This window comes from Collimonas antrihumi (assembly GCF_018304965.1).
Lineage (GTDB): Bacteria > Pseudomonadota > Gammaproteobacteria > Burkholderiales > Burkholderiaceae_D > Collimonas > Collimonas antrihumi.
In genome coordinates this window covers 80,764-98,115 of record NZ_JAGQED010000009.1, presented here as the reverse complement: position 1 = coordinate 98,115, position 17,352 = coordinate 80,764, and the positions used below count along the sequence as shown (strand labels likewise).

Annotated in this window: 18 protein-coding genes; 12 read left to right on the top strand and 6 right to left on the bottom strand. The window is 56.3% G+C overall.

Annotation, left to right across the window (positions count from 1 at the left end; translation table 11 throughout):
- The first annotated feature begins 4 nt into the window (after positions 1 to 4).
- A complete protein-coding gene (locus KHU29_RS10580) occupies positions 5 to 1,009 on the top strand; it encodes a 2-hydroxyacid dehydrogenase (RefSeq protein WP_211452768.1) in 1,005 nt (334 codons plus the stop codon).
- 21 nt (positions 1,010 to 1,030) lie between these two features.
- On the opposite strand, the gene KHU29_RS10575 is transcribed toward KHU29_RS10580, so the two are convergent.
- From KHU29_RS10575 to KHU29_RS10565, 3 genes are read right to left on the bottom strand one after another with little or no spacing between them, the layout of a single operon-like run.
- On the bottom strand, positions 1,031 to 1,285 hold the full coding sequence (locus KHU29_RS10575; RefSeq protein WP_211452767.1) for an acyl-CoA-binding protein: 255 nt from the start codon (positions 1,283 to 1,285) through the stop codon (positions 1,031 to 1,033).
- A 52-nt stretch (positions 1,286 to 1,337) separates the two neighbouring features.
- Positions 1,338 to 1,559 carry a hypothetical protein gene (locus tag KHU29_RS10570; RefSeq protein WP_211452766.1) on the bottom strand — a complete coding sequence of 74 codons (222 nt, stop codon included), beginning with the start codon at positions 1,557 to 1,559 and terminating at the stop codon, positions 1,338 to 1,340.
- A gap of 34 nt (positions 1,560 to 1,593) precedes the next feature.
- The gene (locus KHU29_RS10565) at positions 1,594 to 1,950 is read right to left on the bottom strand and encodes an FKBP-type peptidyl-prolyl cis-trans isomerase (protein ID WP_211452765.1); all 357 of its coding nucleotides are present in this window, start codon (positions 1,948 to 1,950) and stop codon (positions 1,594 to 1,596) included.
- Between the two features lie 180 nt (positions 1,951 to 2,130).
- Here KHU29_RS10565 and KHU29_RS10560 point away from each other — a divergent pair, with 180 nt between their 5' ends.
- From KHU29_RS10560 to KHU29_RS10535, 6 genes are all read left to right on the top strand, one after another.
- Positions 2,131 to 3,201, top strand: a complete 1,071-nt coding sequence (locus KHU29_RS10560; protein WP_246541816.1) for a YVTN family beta-propeller repeat protein — start codon at positions 2,131 to 2,133, stop codon at positions 3,199 to 3,201.
- A gap of 5 nt (positions 3,202 to 3,206) precedes the next feature.
- Positions 3,207 to 4,073 carry a polysaccharide deacetylase family protein gene (locus tag KHU29_RS10555; protein ID WP_211452763.1) on the top strand — a complete coding sequence of 289 codons (867 nt, stop codon included), beginning with the start codon at positions 3,207 to 3,209 and terminating at the stop codon, positions 4,071 to 4,073.
- Complete coding sequence (locus KHU29_RS10550) at positions 4,070 to 5,056, top strand: sterol desaturase family protein (protein ID WP_211452762.1); 987 nt, start codon at positions 4,070 to 4,072, stop codon at positions 5,054 to 5,056. The genes KHU29_RS10555 and KHU29_RS10550 overlap by 4 nt, the downstream gene beginning before the upstream one ends.
- A complete protein-coding gene (locus tag KHU29_RS10545; protein WP_211452761.1) occupies positions 5,056 to 5,940 on the top strand; it encodes an EI24 domain-containing protein in 885 nt (294 codons plus the stop codon). The genes KHU29_RS10550 and KHU29_RS10545 overlap by 1 nt, the downstream gene beginning before the upstream one ends.
- Positions 5,941 to 6,076: 136 nt before the next feature.
- Positions 6,077 to 6,877 (top strand): competence/damage-inducible protein A, encoded by an 801-nt coding sequence (locus tag KHU29_RS10540; protein ID WP_211452760.1) that lies wholly within the window; start codon positions 6,077 to 6,079, stop codon positions 6,875 to 6,877.
- Positions 6,878 to 6,988: 111 nt separating this feature from the next.
- Positions 6,989 to 9,553, top strand: coding sequence for a DUF349 domain-containing protein (locus KHU29_RS10535; protein WP_211452759.1), 2,565 nt, complete (start codon positions 6,989 to 6,991; stop codon positions 9,551 to 9,553).
- A gap of 177 nt (positions 9,554 to 9,730) precedes the next feature.
- Here the strand turns inward: KHU29_RS10535 and KHU29_RS10530 are convergent, their stop codons facing one another.
- Entirely contained in the window at positions 9,731 to 10,297 is a 567-nt protein-coding gene (locus tag KHU29_RS10530) for a phasin family protein (protein WP_211452758.1), read from the bottom strand.
- Positions 10,298 to 10,640: 343 nt separating this feature from the next.
- On the opposite strand from KHU29_RS10530, the gene KHU29_RS10525 reads away from it, so the two are divergent.
- Positions 10,641 to 11,567 carry a histone deacetylase family protein gene (locus tag KHU29_RS10525; RefSeq protein WP_211452757.1) on the top strand — a complete coding sequence of 309 codons (927 nt, stop codon included), beginning with the start codon at positions 10,641 to 10,643 and terminating at the stop codon, positions 11,565 to 11,567.
- Between the two features lie 56 nt (positions 11,568 to 11,623).
- Positions 11,624 to 12,526: a DMT family transporter gene (locus KHU29_RS10520; RefSeq protein WP_211452756.1), complete on the top strand. Its 903-nt coding sequence runs from the start codon at positions 11,624 to 11,626 to the stop codon at positions 12,524 to 12,526.
- A 21-nt stretch (positions 12,527 to 12,547) separates the two neighbouring features.
- Here KHU29_RS10520 and KHU29_RS10515 read toward each other — a convergent pair whose 3' ends face one another.
- Positions 12,548 to 13,330 carry a helix-turn-helix transcriptional regulator gene (locus KHU29_RS10515; RefSeq protein WP_211452755.1) on the bottom strand — a complete coding sequence of 261 codons (783 nt, stop codon included), beginning with the start codon at positions 13,328 to 13,330 and terminating at the stop codon, positions 12,548 to 12,550.
- Between the two features lie 135 nt (positions 13,331 to 13,465).
- On the opposite strand from KHU29_RS10515, the gene KHU29_RS10510 reads away from it, so the two are divergent.
- Positions 13,466 to 14,233 carry a class I SAM-dependent methyltransferase gene (locus KHU29_RS10510; protein ID WP_211452754.1) on the top strand — a complete coding sequence of 256 codons (768 nt, stop codon included), beginning with the start codon at positions 13,466 to 13,468 and terminating at the stop codon, positions 14,231 to 14,233.
- Between the two features lie 181 nt (positions 14,234 to 14,414).
- Positions 14,415 to 15,566, top strand: a complete 1,152-nt coding sequence (gene pbpG, locus KHU29_RS10505) for a D-alanyl-D-alanine endopeptidase (protein ID WP_211452753.1) — start codon at positions 14,415 to 14,417, stop codon at positions 15,564 to 15,566.
- Positions 15,567 to 15,763: 197 nt separating this feature from the next.
- Here the strand turns inward: pbpG and KHU29_RS10500 are convergent, their stop codons facing one another.
- The gene (locus KHU29_RS10500) at positions 15,764 to 16,540 is read right to left on the bottom strand and encodes an IclR family transcriptional regulator (RefSeq protein ID WP_211452752.1); all 777 of its coding nucleotides are present in this window, start codon (positions 16,538 to 16,540) and stop codon (positions 15,764 to 15,766) included.
- A 225-nt stretch (positions 16,541 to 16,765) separates the two neighbouring features.
- Between KHU29_RS10500 and KHU29_RS10495 the strand changes: the two genes are divergently transcribed.
- Positions 16,766 to 17,206: a diacylglycerol kinase gene (locus KHU29_RS10495; protein WP_211452751.1), complete on the top strand. Its 441-nt coding sequence runs from the start codon at positions 16,766 to 16,768 to the stop codon at positions 17,204 to 17,206.
- Positions 17,207 to 17,352: the final 146 nt, after the last annotated feature.

Genomic DNA, 17,352 nt, shown 5'->3' with positions numbered 1-17,352 from the left:
AACGATGAAACCAAAGATATTGATGGCGCGCGCGGTGTTTCCTGATGTAATCGCAAGATTGCAGCAGCACTTCGAAGTGGAAAGCAATCAGGAAGACCGCATCTTCAGCGCTGCAGAGCTGGCTGAAAAATTGCACGACAAGGACGGTGTGATCGCCACCGCCAGTGAACGCATCTCAGCTGAATTGCTGCAGGCAAGTCCGCGCCTCAAAGCGGTGTGCAATCAAGCTGTCGGTTACAACAATATCGATGTCGTCGCGGCCACCAAGGCCGGGGTGATGGTGACCAATACACCGGATGTGCTGAACGAAACCACTGCCGATTTCGGCTGGGCTTTGCTGATGTCTACCGCGCGCCGGGTCACCGAGGCAGAGCACTGGCTGCGCGCAGGCCATTGGAAACAATGGCGCTACGACAGTTTCCTCGGTGCAGACGTGCATGGCGCCACGCTGGGCATCATCGGCATGGGACGTATCGGCCAGGCGATTGCGCGGCGTTCGATGGGTTTCGATATGCAAGTGCTGTATCACAATCGTTCACGCCTGGCGCCAGAGCAGGAGGCGCGCGCTAACAATGCGCGTTATGTCAGCAAGGAAGAGTTGTTGGCAACTGCCGACCATGTGATTCTGGTGCTGCCGTACTCGAAAGAATCGCATCACACCATCGGCGCTGCCGAGTTGGCGTTAATGAAGCCTGGAGCGACTCTGGTAAATCTGGCGCGCGGTGGCATTGTCGACGACCTGGCGCTGATTGCCGCATTGCGCGACAAGAAAATTGCGGCTGCCGGACTCGATGTATTCGAAAACGAACCGGCCTTGCATCCGGATTTCCTGGAATTGTCGAATGTGGTGTTGACGCCGCATATTGCCAGCGCCTCCGAGCCTACACGGCGGGCGATGGCCGACTGTGCGGCGGATAACTTGCTGGCGGCATTGTTGCCGACGGCAGAGCGGAAATGGCCGCCGAACCTGCTCAACCCCGAAGTGCTGGGCCGGATTACGTTGAGTTAGTACGGCGGCTCGGATTCTGATTTAGTCTTTCAGGCCTTCGACCAGATCGATATATTGCTGTTGGGCGTCGGCCTGGCTGGTGCCTTTCAGCTCATTCCATGCATCCCATTTGGCGCGGCCGACAAAATCCGTCATGCCAGGGCGCTCGCCCTGGACGTCGCCGCTGCTGCCTTGTTTAAACAGCGAATACATTTTCAACATGGTCATGTTGTCAGGGCGCTCGCTCAATGTCTTTGAGTCGGCCTGGGCTTGTTCGAACTGGGCTTGGAGGGTCATAAGAGTCTCGTAAGGATAGAGGGAGAATTTTGAATCGATCGAATCAATCGATTCAATCGGTAACGGCGCCAACTACCGCGGAACCCGCTTTCACGGTGCCTTCGACCACGGTCGAGGCAACGCCGACGGCGGCGCTGCCAACGCTGATGCCGGCGCCGACCACGCTAGTGGTGACGCTGACGACGGTACAGCCGGCCAACAGCGGCAACGCCACCAGTGATGAGGCTATGCAGCTGAGATTTAGAACGGCATCAGGCAAACTGAATTTTTTCATTGGACGGCCGTTGCGATTGTCGGGTGAGACGCGCTTACACGCCCAGTAGTTCAACTTCAAAAATCAGGGTAGCGTTTGGCGGAATCACGCCACCGGCGCCGCGTGGGCCATAACCCAGCGCTGACGGAATGATCAGCGTGCGCACGCCGCCGATTTTCATGCCTTGTACGCCTTCGTCCCAACCTTTGATGACATGGCCGGCGCCCAGCGGGAATTCGAACGGATCGCCGCGATCCTTGCTGGAGTCGAATTTCTTGCCTGCGCTGCCGTCGGAATTTTGCAACCAGCCGGTGTAATGCACGCTCACATGATCGCCTGCTTTGGCTTCAGCGCCTTGGCCGACGGTGAGATCTTCATACTGCAGGCCGGAAACGGTAGTGGTGGTCGACATGGGAATCCTTTTTAAGTAGTCAATAAGTGCCAGGCAGCGCAAGAGTTAACGCTCGAGCCAGCCGCCCTGCCAAGTAGTGCAGTGTAAACCAAAATTCAGCCAGCAATCCATGCGGCGAGGCAATCTAGTGGGTTGTCTCGGCACGCCGGCAAAAGTCATTTAAATCTATAGGTGGCATTCATGCGCGGTAAAATAGTTCCTTTTGCTTCTCAGAGTTTCCTTATGTTCGTTGTTACGTCTGTTTTTGTTCGTCGTTCCGTTGTAGCCGCTTGCGGCTTGTTGACCGCATTTTCCACTTTCGCGGCAGCGCCTGTCGCCGCAACGCCCGTTCTTCCTGCTACCGCCAACAACAATACAGTGGTCGTGCTGAATTCGCGCGATGCCACCATTACTTTGCTGGACCAGACAACTTACAAGGAAATCGGTACATTTCCAGTCGGCAAGGAGCCGCATCACCTGATGCCGACCCCGGACAACAAATCGCTGATCGTGGCCGCCGCCACCGGCAATTCGCTCTTGTTCCTGGACCCCAAGAGCGGGCAGATCCAGAATCAGGTGAAGGATATTGTCGACCCTTACCAAATCGGCTTTTCGCCCAATCAGAAATGGTTTATTGCCAACGGCCTGCGCCTTGACCGTATCGATATTTATGGCTACGACGGCAGGAATCTGAAACTGGCCAAGCGCCTGCCGTTGCCGGCCATGCCTAGCCATATGGCATTCACCACTGACAGTTCACTGGCTTTCATCAGCCTGCAAGGGAGTGACGAACTGGCCGCAGTCGATCTGGCAACGCAAAAAGTGAAATGGACCATGCCCGTCGGCAAGCAGCCTGCCGGCGTGTACATGACGCCGGATAACAAGTATCTGCTGGTAGGCGTGATGGGCAGCGACTACGTTGCCGTGATCGATTGGCGCACCCAGAAGATCATCAAGAAAATCAAGACCGGCGACGGCGCGCACAATTTTCGTCCGCAAGGCGATAATCGTCATCTGTTCGTCTCCAACCGGGTCGCCGGCACCATCAATGTACTCGATTTGAACACGCTGGAAAGCGTTGGCAGCATTGCCGTTCCCGGCGGACCGGACTGCATGGAAGTGACAGCAGACGGCAAGACCATGTGGGTCACCCAGCGCTGGCTCAAGCAGGTTTCGGTGGTTGATTTGACAACGCGCAAAGTAATCAAGTCGATTCCGGTGGGGCGCTCGCCGCACGGCATCTATTTTCATAATCGTGCTTCTGAAGTGTGAAGCATATGTTTCCCTGCGTGTTTCCCGCAACCCGGCATAGTTTATTGGCGGCAGCCGTGGCACTGGCAACATTGGCGCCGGCCACGCTGTCACTGGCACAATCGGCACAATCGCCCAAAGCATGCAGCAGCGGCACGCTTTACCTGAGTTTCGATACTGGCAGCCAGTCGCAAGCCGAGTACATCGCCCAGACCCTGAGGCGGCATCACATCAAGGCCACTTTTTTCATGGCCAATGAAAAAACCGTGAATGGCGATTACACGCTAGACCCTGCCTGGGCGCCGTTCTGGAAATCGCTGGTGGCTGACGGCCATGCGTTCGGTACCCATACTTTCGATCATGTCTACGCCAAGCGCGACCTGGCCGATGGCAAGATCGAAGTGAAGCCGCAGTTCGGCGCCAATGGAGGCAAGCTGCTGGCCTGGACACCGCAGCAATATTGCGACGAACTCAATCGCGTCGACCAGCGTTTCCAAACTCTCACCGGTACCCATATCGACCGTTTCTGGCGCACTCCCGGTGGCCATCTGACACCGCACACGCTGGCGGCAGGAGAGGCCTGCGGCTACAAGCATGTGGCATGGGCCGAAGCAGGTTTCTCCGGTGACGAACTGCCCAGCGATAAATGGCCGAATCAGATGCTGCTGGAACGCATGCTGAAAAATCTCAAGGATGGTGATATCGTCATGGCGCATCTGGGAATCTGGTCACGCAAGGATCCTTGGGCGCCGGCGGTGCTGGAACCCTTGATCAGCGGCTTGGAGAAAAAGGGTTTCTGTTTTGCGACGCTGCGCGACCATCCGGCCTACAAGGGCAACTTGAAAGGGCCGGTCGCCGAGACTAAAGCAGGAAAGGCGCGTAAGGCATCATGATAAATACCTTGGTGGACTGGTTTGCAAGCGCCCAGGCCTGGCTGTTCCAGGCCGTGGTGCAGCCGCTCATGTTTCATGCAGGTTTTAGCGAATATCTGGAAGACGCCTTCGATGGCACTGAATGGTTCCTGATCGGCGTCTGCGAGTTGATCGTCCTGTTTCTCATCCTGCGGCCGCTGGAAGCGGTGATTCCAGTACATGCCTTTACCGACCGCCGCGCACGCTGGACCGATTTCATTTATACCGTGTTATACCGTCTCGGTGCTTTTTCGTTGCTGGTGTTTTTCCTGGTCGATCCGCTGATGGCAAAAGTCACTGAGGTGTTGCACCTGCAGGGGCTCAACCCGTTCAACCTGGAAAACCTGTTGCCAGGTTTTACCGACCAGCCTTTGATTACCTTCCTGATGTATCTGCTGGTGCTCGACCTGTGCGAATACTGGTATCACCGCGCGCAGCACAATGTCGGCTGGTTATGGGGTTTGCACAGCTTGCATCACAGCCAGCAAAACATGAACCTGTGGAGCGACGATCGCAATCATCTGCTGGATGGGTTGATTCACGATGTCGTGCTGGCCCTGGTAGCGCTGGCGATCGGCGTCGAACCCGCACAATACGTGCTGCTGGTGTCAGTCACGCGCATGTTGCAAAGTCTGCAACATGCCAATGTGCGCATTCACTTTGGCCGTTTGGGCGACGCCATTGTCGTCTCGCCGCGCTTTCATCGCTGGCACCACGCAATCGGCATCGGCCATGAAAGCAAAGGGCGGGGCACATTGGGCGGCCATAATTTCGGCGTGCTGTTTGCGTTCTGGGATCTCTTGTTTCGCAGCGCCTGGTTCGGCAAGACCTTCGAACATACCGGGGTGCGCGACCAGTTGCCGACGGCAAGCAGGCCGGCCCGCGACTATGGCCGCGGTTTCTGGTCGCAGCAATGGCTGGGCCTGAAGCGCATGGTTGAATTTGCCAGAAAGCCGTCCCGCTGATGCGCCCGGTACTGGTAGCCTTCGGCCGGGCTTTATTGTCGCAACTGCATTACCGCATGCTGATGCTGACTTTCTTGCCATTTGTGTTGTCGGTGCTGATCTGGGGGCTGGCCCTGTGGTGGGGTTTGCAACCGATGATCGATTGGCTGCAAAAGAATTATTTTGCCAGCAACGATGGCTGGGGCATCGCCAACTACGTCCCCGCCTGGCTCGGCCTGGGCGCGCTCAAGACCGTTATCGTGCCGTGGCTGGCATTGTGGGCTCTGCTGCCGCTGATGATTCTGACCGCCTTGCTGTTCGTCGGTGCGTTTGCCTTGCCGGCAACTGCGCGCCACGTCGGCCGCCGTCACTTCCCTGAGCTAGAGCAGCGCAAGGGTGGCTCGGTGCTTGGCAGCGTGTGGACTTCGTTCACCGCCTTCCTGTTGTTTTGCGTATTGTGGCTGGTGACTTTGCCGCTGTGGCTGATACCGCCGTTCGCCTTCCTGATCCCGCTGGTATTGTGGGGCTGGCTGACGTATCGGGTGTTCGCCTATGAAGCCTTGGCAGCGCATGCCGACAAGGAAGAAATGCGGGCGCTGCTACGGATTCATCGCTGGCCTTTGTTGCTTATCGGCGTGATTGCCGGCGCCATGGGGGCGGCGCCAACCATATTGTGGCTGGGTGGCGCTTTGTGGCTGGTGATTTTCCCCTTGCTGGCAGCCGGTTCCATCTGGCTCTACGTTCTGGTTTTTGTATTCACCGGTTTGTGGTTTGAGTATTATTGCCTGGCGGCGCTGGCCAAATATCGGGCGGCGGGCGAGGCTGCTATCATTATCGCTGAGCGTCACGACAGCCGGGTGATTCACCAATTGTCCGATGCTACGGATACATCGTCGCCGGATTAGGTTTGATGTGCCGGTAAAGATTCGATTCGGAGTTAAGATTTGTATAGAATACCTTAGCGTTATTCCCAGATTTATTATCTTTCTGCTACATATTTCTACTCATCTTCAGCTCATCTTCAAATAAGCGGCGATCCCCATGGCAATCGGACTTATCATCATCGGCGACGAAATCCTGTCAGGCAGGCGAGTCGATAAACACTTTCCGAAAATACTGGAAATGCTTTCCGCCCGCGGTTTAAGCCTGGACTGGGCAGAATACATAGGCGACGATCCGGCCCGCATTACGGCGACGCTGAAACGTACATTCGCCAGCGACGATATCGTGTTTTGTACCGGCGGCATCGGCGCCACGCCAGACGATCACACGCGTCAATGTGCAGCGGCGGCGCTTGGCGTGCCGCTGGTATTGCATCCGGAAGCGCGCGAGAAAATCCGTGAACGGATTGCCGACACCGCGCGCGACGCCGGGTCGGAACCTGACTACGACACGCCCGATAACCTGCACCGGCTGAAGATGGGCGAGTTTCCGCAGGGCGCCGCCATCATTCCCAATCCGTTTAACAAGATTCCTGGTTTTTCGGTGCCGCACCAAGGCGCGGGCGCACATTATTTTGCGCCGGGTTTTCCGGTGATGGCCTGGCCCATGTTCGAGTGGGTACTGGATACGTATTACGCAGACCGATTCCATCAGAATCCGCAGCTGGAGCAATCGGTGCTGGTGTTCGAAGCCATGGAGTCGACTCTGACACCGCTGATGGAAGCCATCGAGATGGAATTTCCCTTGGTTAAGGTATTCAGCCTGCCGCACGTTGGCGATGCCAACACCCGGCGTCACATCGATCTCGGCGTAAAGGGTGAACCGGTGCAGAGCGCAGCAGCATTCAAGAAAATGCTGTCCGGCCTCGATCAGCTTAAGGCAGAGTACCGGCCGGCTTAGTGGCCGGACGGAGCCATTTTCTATTCCAATTTATTCTCGCTACTTCTCACTTAACCAAAGCGTTTGCCGCTAGCGATTAACGGCAATCTGCTTCCATCTGATTGATATCACATGTTCGGATTCCTCTTTAAACGCGCTGATCGTAATGCGCCACAACCGGTCGTAGCGCCCCAGGCCGCATTGCGTGCCGAAGCCAAGCAAGTGTCCGACCAGTCTCGGCAGCAAGCGTTGCAACAGGCACAGGCCTTGCCAGACGAAGCTGCGGCGGTCGCGTTCATTTTGCAATCGACGTTTGCCGATGCGCGCTTGTGTGCGGCACAGCAGGTGCAGTCACGCGCAGCTTTGGAACAAGTGCTGCAGGCATGCCGCAATACCGACAGACGGGTTGCCAAACTAATGCAGGGACGGCTGGACAGCGAGCGTCAGCAGCAATTGATCGCCGACAGGGCGGCCGCATCCGTGGCGCAGGCGCAGCGCTTGCAACAAGAGCAGCAGCTGATGCCGAATCAGGTTGCAGAACTGGACCGTGGCTGGGACGCCAAGGATGTGCCAGCCGAATTACTGCAACAGTTTACGCAACTGCGTGCCGCACTCGCCGATCGTTTGACAGCGCAGGCCGACTTGCAACGCAGCGCTATCGGCTCATTGAACAGTGTGCGCACGCTGCACTCACAGGCTAAAACGACGATGGCCATTACGCCCCAGCTCGAGCAGGAGCTGGATGCATTGGAATCGCAAATGGCAATCTGCGCCGGTCACGCGGAAGCGTTGAGCGTGCCGCGTCATCTGGCGGCAGAGTTCACGCAGGAAGCCCAGGGGTTACGCCAACTGCTGTCGACTTTGCAACAGCATCAATCCGCTCTGCAGGCGCGTAACGAAGCGCTGGCAAACTGGGAAACGGCCACCGAGGCGTTGAATCCGGATACGCTGAAAGCCAACTGGTCGGCATTGCCAAAATTGCCCGCGGCGCTACTTGACGACGGTTTGGAGCAACGCTATCAGGCGCTGTTGAAGCAACATACGATAGTGCCTGTCAAACCGCAAAAGATTCTTGCTCCCGCCGCATCGGCCGCAGCAACCGAGGCGGCGGAGACAACCGAGCGCCCGCAAATCGCCGAAGCTTTGGATGGCCTTGAAAAAGCCCTGGAAGATGGCGCATTGCAAGTGGCGATGGATTTCGACAAGATATTGCGCGCCATCGATTTCAAGTTGCACAAGCCGAGCGCAACCCAAAACAGTCGCCTGGTGCAAGCGCGTGGCGAGTTGACCCGATTGCAAGGCTGGGCGCGCTGGGGTGGTAATGTCTCGCGCGAAGAGTTGACCAAGGCCGCACAGGAATTGCCGCAGCAGGCACTGGCGCCAGCCGAACTCGCAAAAAAAATCGGCAGCCTGCGGGCACGCTGGAAGTCGCTGGATGGCAATTCCGGACCCGCACCGAAAATCTTGTGGGAGGGATTTGACGCGGCTTGCACTAACGCCTATGCGCCAGTCGCTGCACACTTCCAGCAACAGGCTGAACAACGGCAAGCCAATCAAACCAATGCACGCACTTTGATCGATGAGGTGCAACAGTATGCACAAGCGACGCTGTCGGCGGAGGTGGCGCCGGACTGGAAAGCCGTCGCCCAGTATTGTCAGCAAAAACAACAGGCATGGAAGAACCTGGGACCGATCAATCGTAGTGAGAAAAAGGCACTCGACAGCAGTTTTGCCAGCGCCATCGAAACCTTGCTGGCGCCGTTGGCGCAGCAACAAGATATCGAAATCGCCCGGCGAGAAAAGTTAATCACCGAAGCCGCGCAGCTGCCCGCCAACCAGCGCGATACGGCTGAGCGTGTGAAAGAATTGCAACAACGCTGGCAAGAGCAAGCCAAGGCGCTGCCTTTGCCGCGGCAGCATGAGCAGGAACTGTGGCTGCGTTTCCGCAGCGCATGCGACGCCATCTTCGCCCAACGCAAGGAGGCCGCATCAAGCGCCGACGCCGAACGCCGCGACAACCTGCATCAGCGCGAAGAGCAATGCGCGTTGCTGGAAGCAGCGCTAGACCGGCCGGAGGCGGAATTACCGATAATCCTGCAGCAAGCCCAGCAAGAATGGGCGCGCAGCGGACAGGTGCCGCGTGCGGTTCAGGCGCAGATTGATGCGCGCTTCCAGGCCGCGCTCGGGGCGCTGCAGGCGCGGCTCGACCAGAGTCGGCAGCAGGCGGCGCTGGCGCAAGCCGGCGCCTTGCGCGATAAATTGATTTTGTGTCAGCAAGTTGAAGCAAGCATCGCCGACACAGATACCGGTTCCGCAGGAACCCAGGCCGAATCTGGCTGGCGCAATAGCTGGCAAGCATTGCCGAAGCTGGCCCCGGCGTTTGAAAAAGTCATCGCGGCGCGTTTCGAACGGGCGTTGCAGAATAGCGACAACTACGCGGCTACTCTTGAAACCCAGCGCCCTGCGTTACAACAGGAGTTGTTGCGTGCTGAAATCCTGGCTGGAATAGAAAGCCCTGCAGCGCTCGCGCGCGAACGTTTGCAATTGCAGGTTGAGGTGTTGCAAGCGTCATTGAAGGCGGGCGGTTCAGCGAGAAATATCGAGCAGCAGTTGTTGTATATTTGCAACTTGCCGGCCTTGATGGACGAGCCGACGCTGCAACGGCTGTTGAAACTGGTGGCCCAGATCAAACCCTAAACCTCTCCGATGGATAGGGTGGGCAATTTTTTTGCCCACGCGGTCGCCGTGGTGCCACGGATAGACAAATCTTCCAGGCAAAAAAATACCCCGGTAATCCGGGGTAAATAACGATACCGGCGTTGCCGGATACCGAGGAGATTCAGTCAGGCGCGCCAGACACGCCTGTTTTACACATTACTTCTTGGTCGAACGAGTTGCAGTCTTGGTAGCAGCTTGGGACAATTGGTCGACAGCGTTGTTGACGTTGGTTTCCAGGGTTTCAACAGCTTGCTTGGTGTTTTTGGCAAACTGTTCGTAACCGGCGTTGGCGCTGCCGATTGCCGATTTGACGAAAGCAACTGCGCCTTCTGCGCCTGGCGGCACGTTTTTCGATGCCTGGTCAACGAACTCGATGACTTTACGCTTGGTTTCTGCAACTTGCGCTTCCGCTGCCTTGGTCAGTTCAGCTTGTGTGCTGGAAGCGATGCTGGCGAAATGACGACCGTAAGCGATGGCTTTTTCAGTGTTCGGCTGGGCCAGGGCTGCGCTCAGCGAGAAAAATTCTTGTGGGTCTTTAGCCGCAAACAATTTCTGGGTAGTGGCGTTCGACTCTTCCAGCGAAGCCTTGGCGGCGCTCAGGTTGAGGTCGATCAGCTTTTCCACGCCAGCAAATGCCTTGGTAGTGAAATCGGTGAACAGGGCCAGATTAGCTTCGAAATTGGCTTTGGTAGCGGCTGAAAATTGTTCTGCAACGGTAGACATGGCTTCTCCTAGGATTCGATACTGTAAAAAATACAAAAAATAGAGCGATAGGGTGACTTAGGGGTTGGCTAAGATCTAGCCGTTGATTACGTCTGCCAGTGGCCTTGAATGAACATTGTGCGACGCAACAATTTCATTCTAAATTATTCTGAAACGGTGTCAAGAGATTTTTTGTGCGCCGCAATATATTGTTTATGTCGTTTATACTAAAGCTTATAAAATCAAGGTATTAGCGTGGTGAAATGTTGTTTTTTTGAGTATTCTGTGGTTGCTATTCCCTGATGGTAGACTGATTGCTGTATTGCTTCTTTACTCGCTTCTTTTCCAGACCTCCGCGCTTACCTTGAAAGCTTTCTACAGCGACCATTTCGTGTTGCCTTTGCCGGCCGGCCATCGCTTCCCAATGCAAAAGTACCGGCTCATCCATGAAGCCGTGCTGGCAAGCATCAGCGATATCGATTTTCACGAAGCGCCGACCACCAGCGACGGCGTACTGGCTCTGGCCCATCATCCCCACTATATAAACGCAGTCAGCGACGGCACTTTGGCTGAAAATGTACAAAAAGCTATCGGTTTTCCGTGGACGCCGCAGATGGTGGAACGTTCGCGGCGTTCCGCCGGCGCCACTATCGCTGCCTGCCGTGCGGCGCTGACGGAGCCGGAGCGAATTGCGGTCAACTTGGCAGGCGGCACCCATCATGCGTTTGCCGATCAGGGCGTCGGCTTTTGCGTCTTTAACGACGCTGCGATTGCGGCCCGGCTGATGCAGGCGGAGCGCCGGGTACAGCGGGTCGCCATCGTCGACCTTGATGTCCACCAGGGCAACGGCACGGCATCGATCCTGGCTAACGACGATTCGATTTTTACCCTGTCGCTGCATGGCGCCCGCAATTATCCGTTCGACAAGGAAAGTAGCGATCTGGATGTGGCGCTGGCAGATGGCACCGGCGACGAGGCTTATCTGAGTGCACTGCAGGATGCACTGGCAACCATGATGGCGCGCTTTTCGCCGCAGCTGATTATTTTCCTGGCGGGCGCCGATCCGCACGAGGGTGACAGGCTAGGGCGCCTGAAACTGAGTTTCGACGGCCTGGCCCGGCGCGACGCCATGCTGATGGGAACCGCCAGCCAGCATGCCATACCGGTGGCAATCGCCATGGCCGGCGGCTATGGCAAGAATATACAAGACACGGTAGCGATCCACCTGCAAACTATCGCCCTTGCGGCGCAATTCGCGCGCCGGCACGGTGCAGCGCAACTGCTTACATAATACGGATCAAACGCGGATCAAACACGGACCCAACACGGATCCAACACGGATAACTCATGCAATCAGCCAGCCTTCCGACCGCATCGCGGCCAGCCCGTCGCCTGCTCGCGGCCATGCCGATGGTATTTGTGCTGCTCTGGAGCACAGGCTTTGTGGTGGCAAAATTCGGCTTGCCATATGCGCCTCCACTAACGTTTCTATTGCTACGTTTCGTCGGCGTGCTGCTGGTCCTGCTGCCTTTGGTCTTGTTGATGCGCGCTCCCTGGCCGCTGGGCCAGATCCGTCACATCGCGGTTGCCGGGATCTTGCTGCAAGGCGGTTACCTGGCCGGCGTCTGGTGCGCCATCAAGCTCGGCATGCCGGCCGGCGTGTCGGCGCTGATTGTCGGCATGCAGCCTATCCTGACCGCATTTGCCGCACCCTTGATCGGTGAGTCGGTACGGCCGCGGCAATGGCTGGGCCTGCTGCTTGGCATTTGCGGAGTAGGGCTGGTGGTGGCCGCTAAAATCAGCCTGGTCGGTTTGTCGTGGCAAAGTATTACGCTGTGCCTGCTGGCGCTGCTCTCGATTACGCTTGGCACGCTGTATCAGAAACGCAACTGCTCGCATTTCGATTTGCGCACCGGCACCATCATCCAGTTTGCCGCCTCGATCGTAGTATTGCTGCCGTTCGCGATTTTCTACGAGCACCTGACGCCAAGCCTGGACACGGTGCAATGGACGCCGCGCTTCATCGGCGCACTGCTGTGGTCGATACTGGCTTTGTCGATAGGCGCGATCTTCCTGTTGTTCGCACTGATACGCAAGAGCGCGGCAACCCGCGTTACCAGCTTGCTCTACCTGACGCCGCCGACTACCGCGCTGATGGCCTGGCTGATGTTCGGCGAAGTCTTCAATTTGCTCGGTATCATTGGCATGGCAGTGGCGATATTGGGCGTGGGTTTCGTCATGAAAAAATAACCGGACTTAACCGGCTTCAACTTAAATCGGCAGCAACATCACCAGCTTCAATTCAGGCCGGTTGGCGACCCGCAAATTGACTTGCCGATACGCCAGTTGGCCCAGTGCCGGATGACTGAAGCGGCGCTCGCCGCCTTCTTTCTCAACCACGTCGTGCAGATTCCAGGCCCGCTTGAAAGCAGCGCTGGAGGCACTCAAACGCATTACCAGCCGGGCAATCTCCGGTTCGTCCAGGTACATGCCGCAATCGGCGCGAAACTCTGCCGCCAGCCGGCTTGCGCGCTGCTCCCAGTCGCTGATCAAGGTGGCAGCTTCAGGCTGGCAATAGGTGTACTCAAGCAAATTTCGGCTGGTGCTTTTTTTATCCAGCCAGCCGACGAACAAGGTTTTGGCGGCACGGTTCCAGGCGACCGCGTTCCAATGACGATCCAGCAGATAAGCCGGGGTCTTGATGGCGCCGGTCACTGCCAGTATTTCATCGGGAATTTCCTGGGCCTGCGCATCAAGTGCCAGTGGATCTTTTTTACCGGACAACTCAAACAGATAAGCGCGCTTGGCGCGCGACAACTGTAAAGCCTCGGCGATTCTTGCCAATGCGGCGGCCGATACCGAGACGGTGCGGCCCTGTTCTATCCAGGTGTACCAAGTGACGCTGATATCGCACAGCTGGGCAACTTCCTCGCGTCGCAAACCCGGAGTCCGACGGCGCGTGCTGCCGCCCAGGCGCAATGCCGCGGTAGGGATCTGGGTGCGCTGGGTCTTGATGAATTCACCCAGTGCTTTGCGTTTTCCGGCCTGGTCCATGCTGTTCCATGCATATCCTGTTACTAGTAGTACTAGTATAAACAGTAGTCTTGTAACAGGATAAAAAATAATTAAACTGGATTCCGGCCTGAGCGCTATTACCCACGCTACTACCCATTCTTGAGGAGAAAACTGATGATCGTCGTCCGCAATCACGATAAAGTGGTTTCTGAACAATTCGGCAGCACCGCTGCCGCCTACCTCACCAGTACCGTCCACGCCCAAGGCGCGGATTTACAGCAACTGGCCGCCTATGCCAGCCGGTTTCCGCAAGGTAAAGCGCTCGATGTCGGTTGCGGTGCCGGACACGCCGCTTTCGCCATTGCGCCGCATATCGGCACGGTAGTCGCGTACGACCTTGCTACTGAAATGCTGGACGTAGTGCAGCATGCAGCTGCCGAGCGTGGTTTGAAAAATCTGCACGTGCAGCAGGGCAGTGCCGAGCGCATGCCCTTTGCCGATGCTTCCTTCGATCTGGTGTGTACGCGGTTTAGCGCGCATCACTGGACCAGGCTGCCAGAAGCGTTGGCTGAGATGGTGCGGGTACTGAAGCCGGGCGGTATGTGCATCGTGATCGATACCGCGTCGCCCGAGGATGTCTTGACCGACACCTACTTCCAGTCCATCGAATTGTTGCGCGACACTTCGCATGTACGTAATCGCAGCTTGTCCGGCTGGCGCCAGTTGCTGAATCAGGCAGGATTGCGCCCGACTGCCGACCAGAGCTGGAAGTTGCCGTTGCAGTTCGATACCTGGGTAGCCAGGATGCGCACACCTGCCGAGCGGGTAGTGGCGATCAAGTCTCTGTGGGATAGCGCGCCGTCAGAGGTGACGAAGTATTTCAATTTGCAAGGTGATTATTCATTTTCAATTGATGCAATATTGCTTGAATGTCACGTTTAGTTAGCCGATACTAAAGTAAGTGCCAGGCCGATGAGTTGCGGTAAAATCTATCTCGCAAATCGTCGTCCTGACATCGAAAGTCGTTTAATTTAGTGCGCTAACTATCTAATTCTCTTGCGATTTTTCCGATATTTGCCTACACTGCCACAAAGTTATACACCGCCGCATATTGGAGCCGCAAATGGGCAAATCCGCGTTAATTGTTTTTTTGTCACTCTTCCTCGTGCTCGCGAACGCGCCTGCTGCCCAGGCTTCTGCCCAAACAAAACAAAGTACCACTAAAAAAGCCGCTAAAAAGCCAGCGGCTACAGCTGCTTCTGCCAGCAAGAAAACCGTAGCCAAAGCCGGCTCCAGAAAACATGCGGTGATTGCTGCGCGTGGCCGCAGCAATACGGCGTCTTTCAATAAAAATGAAAAGCTGGTGAAGAAAGTGGTGATGGTTCGTGGTCACCGTAAAGTGACTTACCAACGCGTTGCATTCGCACCGGTGGTGCCAGCTTTGCCGCCAGTCCTGTCCGCAGGCGAGCAGGCCGGATTGAATTTGACGCGTGATCCGCTCGAGTTGAAATCCAGCGTAGCGCTGGTGCTGGATCAGAATAGTTCAGAAGTGCTGCTGGATAAGAATTCCCAGGTTGCATTGCCGATCGCATCGCTGACCAAGCTGATGACCAGCATGGTGGTGGTCGAATCGAAACAAGACATGAACGAAGTGCTGGCCGTGACCGATGACGATATCGATCGCGAAAAGCATAGCAGCTCGCGCCTGCGCATCGGTTCGCAATTGACCCGCGCCGACATGCTGCACATCGCCTTGATGAGTTCAGAGAATCGCGCCGCATCGGCGCTTGGCCGTAACTATCCAGGCGGCTTGCCGGCCTTTGTAGCTGCCATGAATGCCAAGGCCAAGGCTCTGGGCATGACGGAAACCCACTATGTCGATTCGACCGGGCTGTCGCATCTGAATGTCGCCAGTGCCCGCGATTTGTCGCGTCTGGTCATGGCAGCCTACCAGCATCCGGTGATTCGCCAATATTCAACCGATTCAAAATATGTGGTGGAGCCGGGCGGTCGTCCGTTGCGTTACTCGACATCGAATCATCTGGTAGAAAATCCTGAGTGGCAGATCGGTTTGCAAAAGACCGGCTACATTAACGAAGCAGGCCGTTGCATGGTCATGCAAACTACCATCGACGGTCGCCAGATCGTGATGGTGTTCCTAGATTCGCGCGGCAAGTATTCGCGCCAGGCGGACGCCGACCGGGTTCGCAGATGGCTGGCTGATTCACATCCTGCCACCTTGACGCGTGTGAAAATGGCTGATGGCCAAACCTGAAGATCGAACGTAAATTCGAACATAATCCGGTAGAAAAAACAGAGTTTATTCGTCAGAAAAAAGATGAATAAACTCTGTTTTTATTTGTGCCAGGTGCTGAAAAAGGTGGGCGTAGGGTGGTCACGAAGTGCCCACGCGGTATCTCAAATTCTCATTGTGCCTGGCAAGTCACGCGTGGGCAAAAAATCTTGCCCACCCTACGATGTATAACCCAGTACCGCGGAAATCTGATTCGCAGTGCTGATCAAATCATCGACCCATTCTTCTTGCAGGCGATCGGCCGGCGCGGAGATCGACAAGCCGGCGACCATCTTGCCGGAATCGTCGCGGATGCCGGCGGCCATGCAGCGTACGCCCAGTTCGAGCTCTTCGTTATCGCGGGCGTAACCCAATGCGCGCACCAGGCTCAATTCGCGCTCCAGCTTGCTCAGATCGGTGATGGAATTCTTGTTGTGTCCTGCCAGCCCGGTGCGGGTGGCGTAGGCACGGACCATTTTCGGATCGTCGATGGATAAAAATAATTTGCCGGTAGAGGTCAGGTGCAATGGCGCCCGGCCACCGATGGCGCGCACCACCTGCATGCCTGAGCGTTCTGAAAACGCGCGATCGATATAAACGATTTCATCGCTCTGGCGCACTGACAGGTTGACGGTCTGGTTGGTCTTGCGATGCAGCCCGCGCATGAAATCAAGCGCAGCTTCGCGCACATTCAAGCGGCTTTTTACGACGTTGCCCAATTCCAGCAGGCGCATGCCAAGCCGATAACTGCCAGGTTCGGAGCGGTCGACGAAGCGTTTCACCACCAGGTCGTTGAGAATCCTGTGTGCCGTGGAAGGATGCAAGCCGGTGACAGCTGATAACTCTTTCAGGCTGACCGGATCAGGGTAGAGCGCCAAAGTATCGAGCAGCGAAATCATGCGCTCTATGACCTGGATCGAAATTTTATCGGCGTCGTCGGTAGTGGCTGTTTTCATTGGAGTAATGGTGCATTGCAATGGAATCTTTATATCATAATGTGAAAAGTTGTGCTTCGCTATCGTTATCGATTAGAGTGCAGCCACGAGCCGGAATTGCTCTCGTAATCAAAATAAAAGCATTTAGCGTGCAGCGCAGCAAGGCTGTTAAAATTCGGAAACGCAAACCTGCGTTTCCATCAAGGCAAGCTTGGCAATCCAGCTTGCCATCAGAACCAGCACAGCATGAGCGAAAACAAGCAATCACCGCAATCGCAGCAGCCACAGCCGCCGCAGCCGCAGCCGATCAGCGAATTCAAGAGCACCAGCGGATTCAAGCGGATTTTTTCAGCATTCTTTTATTCGGCAGAAGGCTTTAAATCCGCCTGGAAAAACGAGCATGCATTCCGCCAGGAACTGGTGATCGTCATCCCGGGCATCATCGTCGCCTTGCTGTTGCCGGTCTCCGCGGTGCAAAAACTGATGCTGATCGCGGTGCTGGTCTGGATCATCATCATCGAGCTGATCAATTCGGCGATTGAAGCGGTGGTAGACCGTGTCTCGCTGGAGCGCAATCCACTCTCCAAGAACGCCAAGGATTTTGGCAGCGCCGCGGTGCTGCTGACTTGCGTGCTTGCCGTCGCCACCTGGGCCGTGATTCTCTATCCTGTCCTGACTCAAGCGTAAAAACTGGCGCAAAAGACCTTTTGCGGTTTTCTGTTGATCACGTCGGCTTTGTGGCGCACGCTACCAGCTTAAGCGTCGCCTTCGCCGGACCGGGTTGCGCATTGCTGCTGGTTGCTGCCAGCGCCCATCTTCGCGGCTTTATGCCA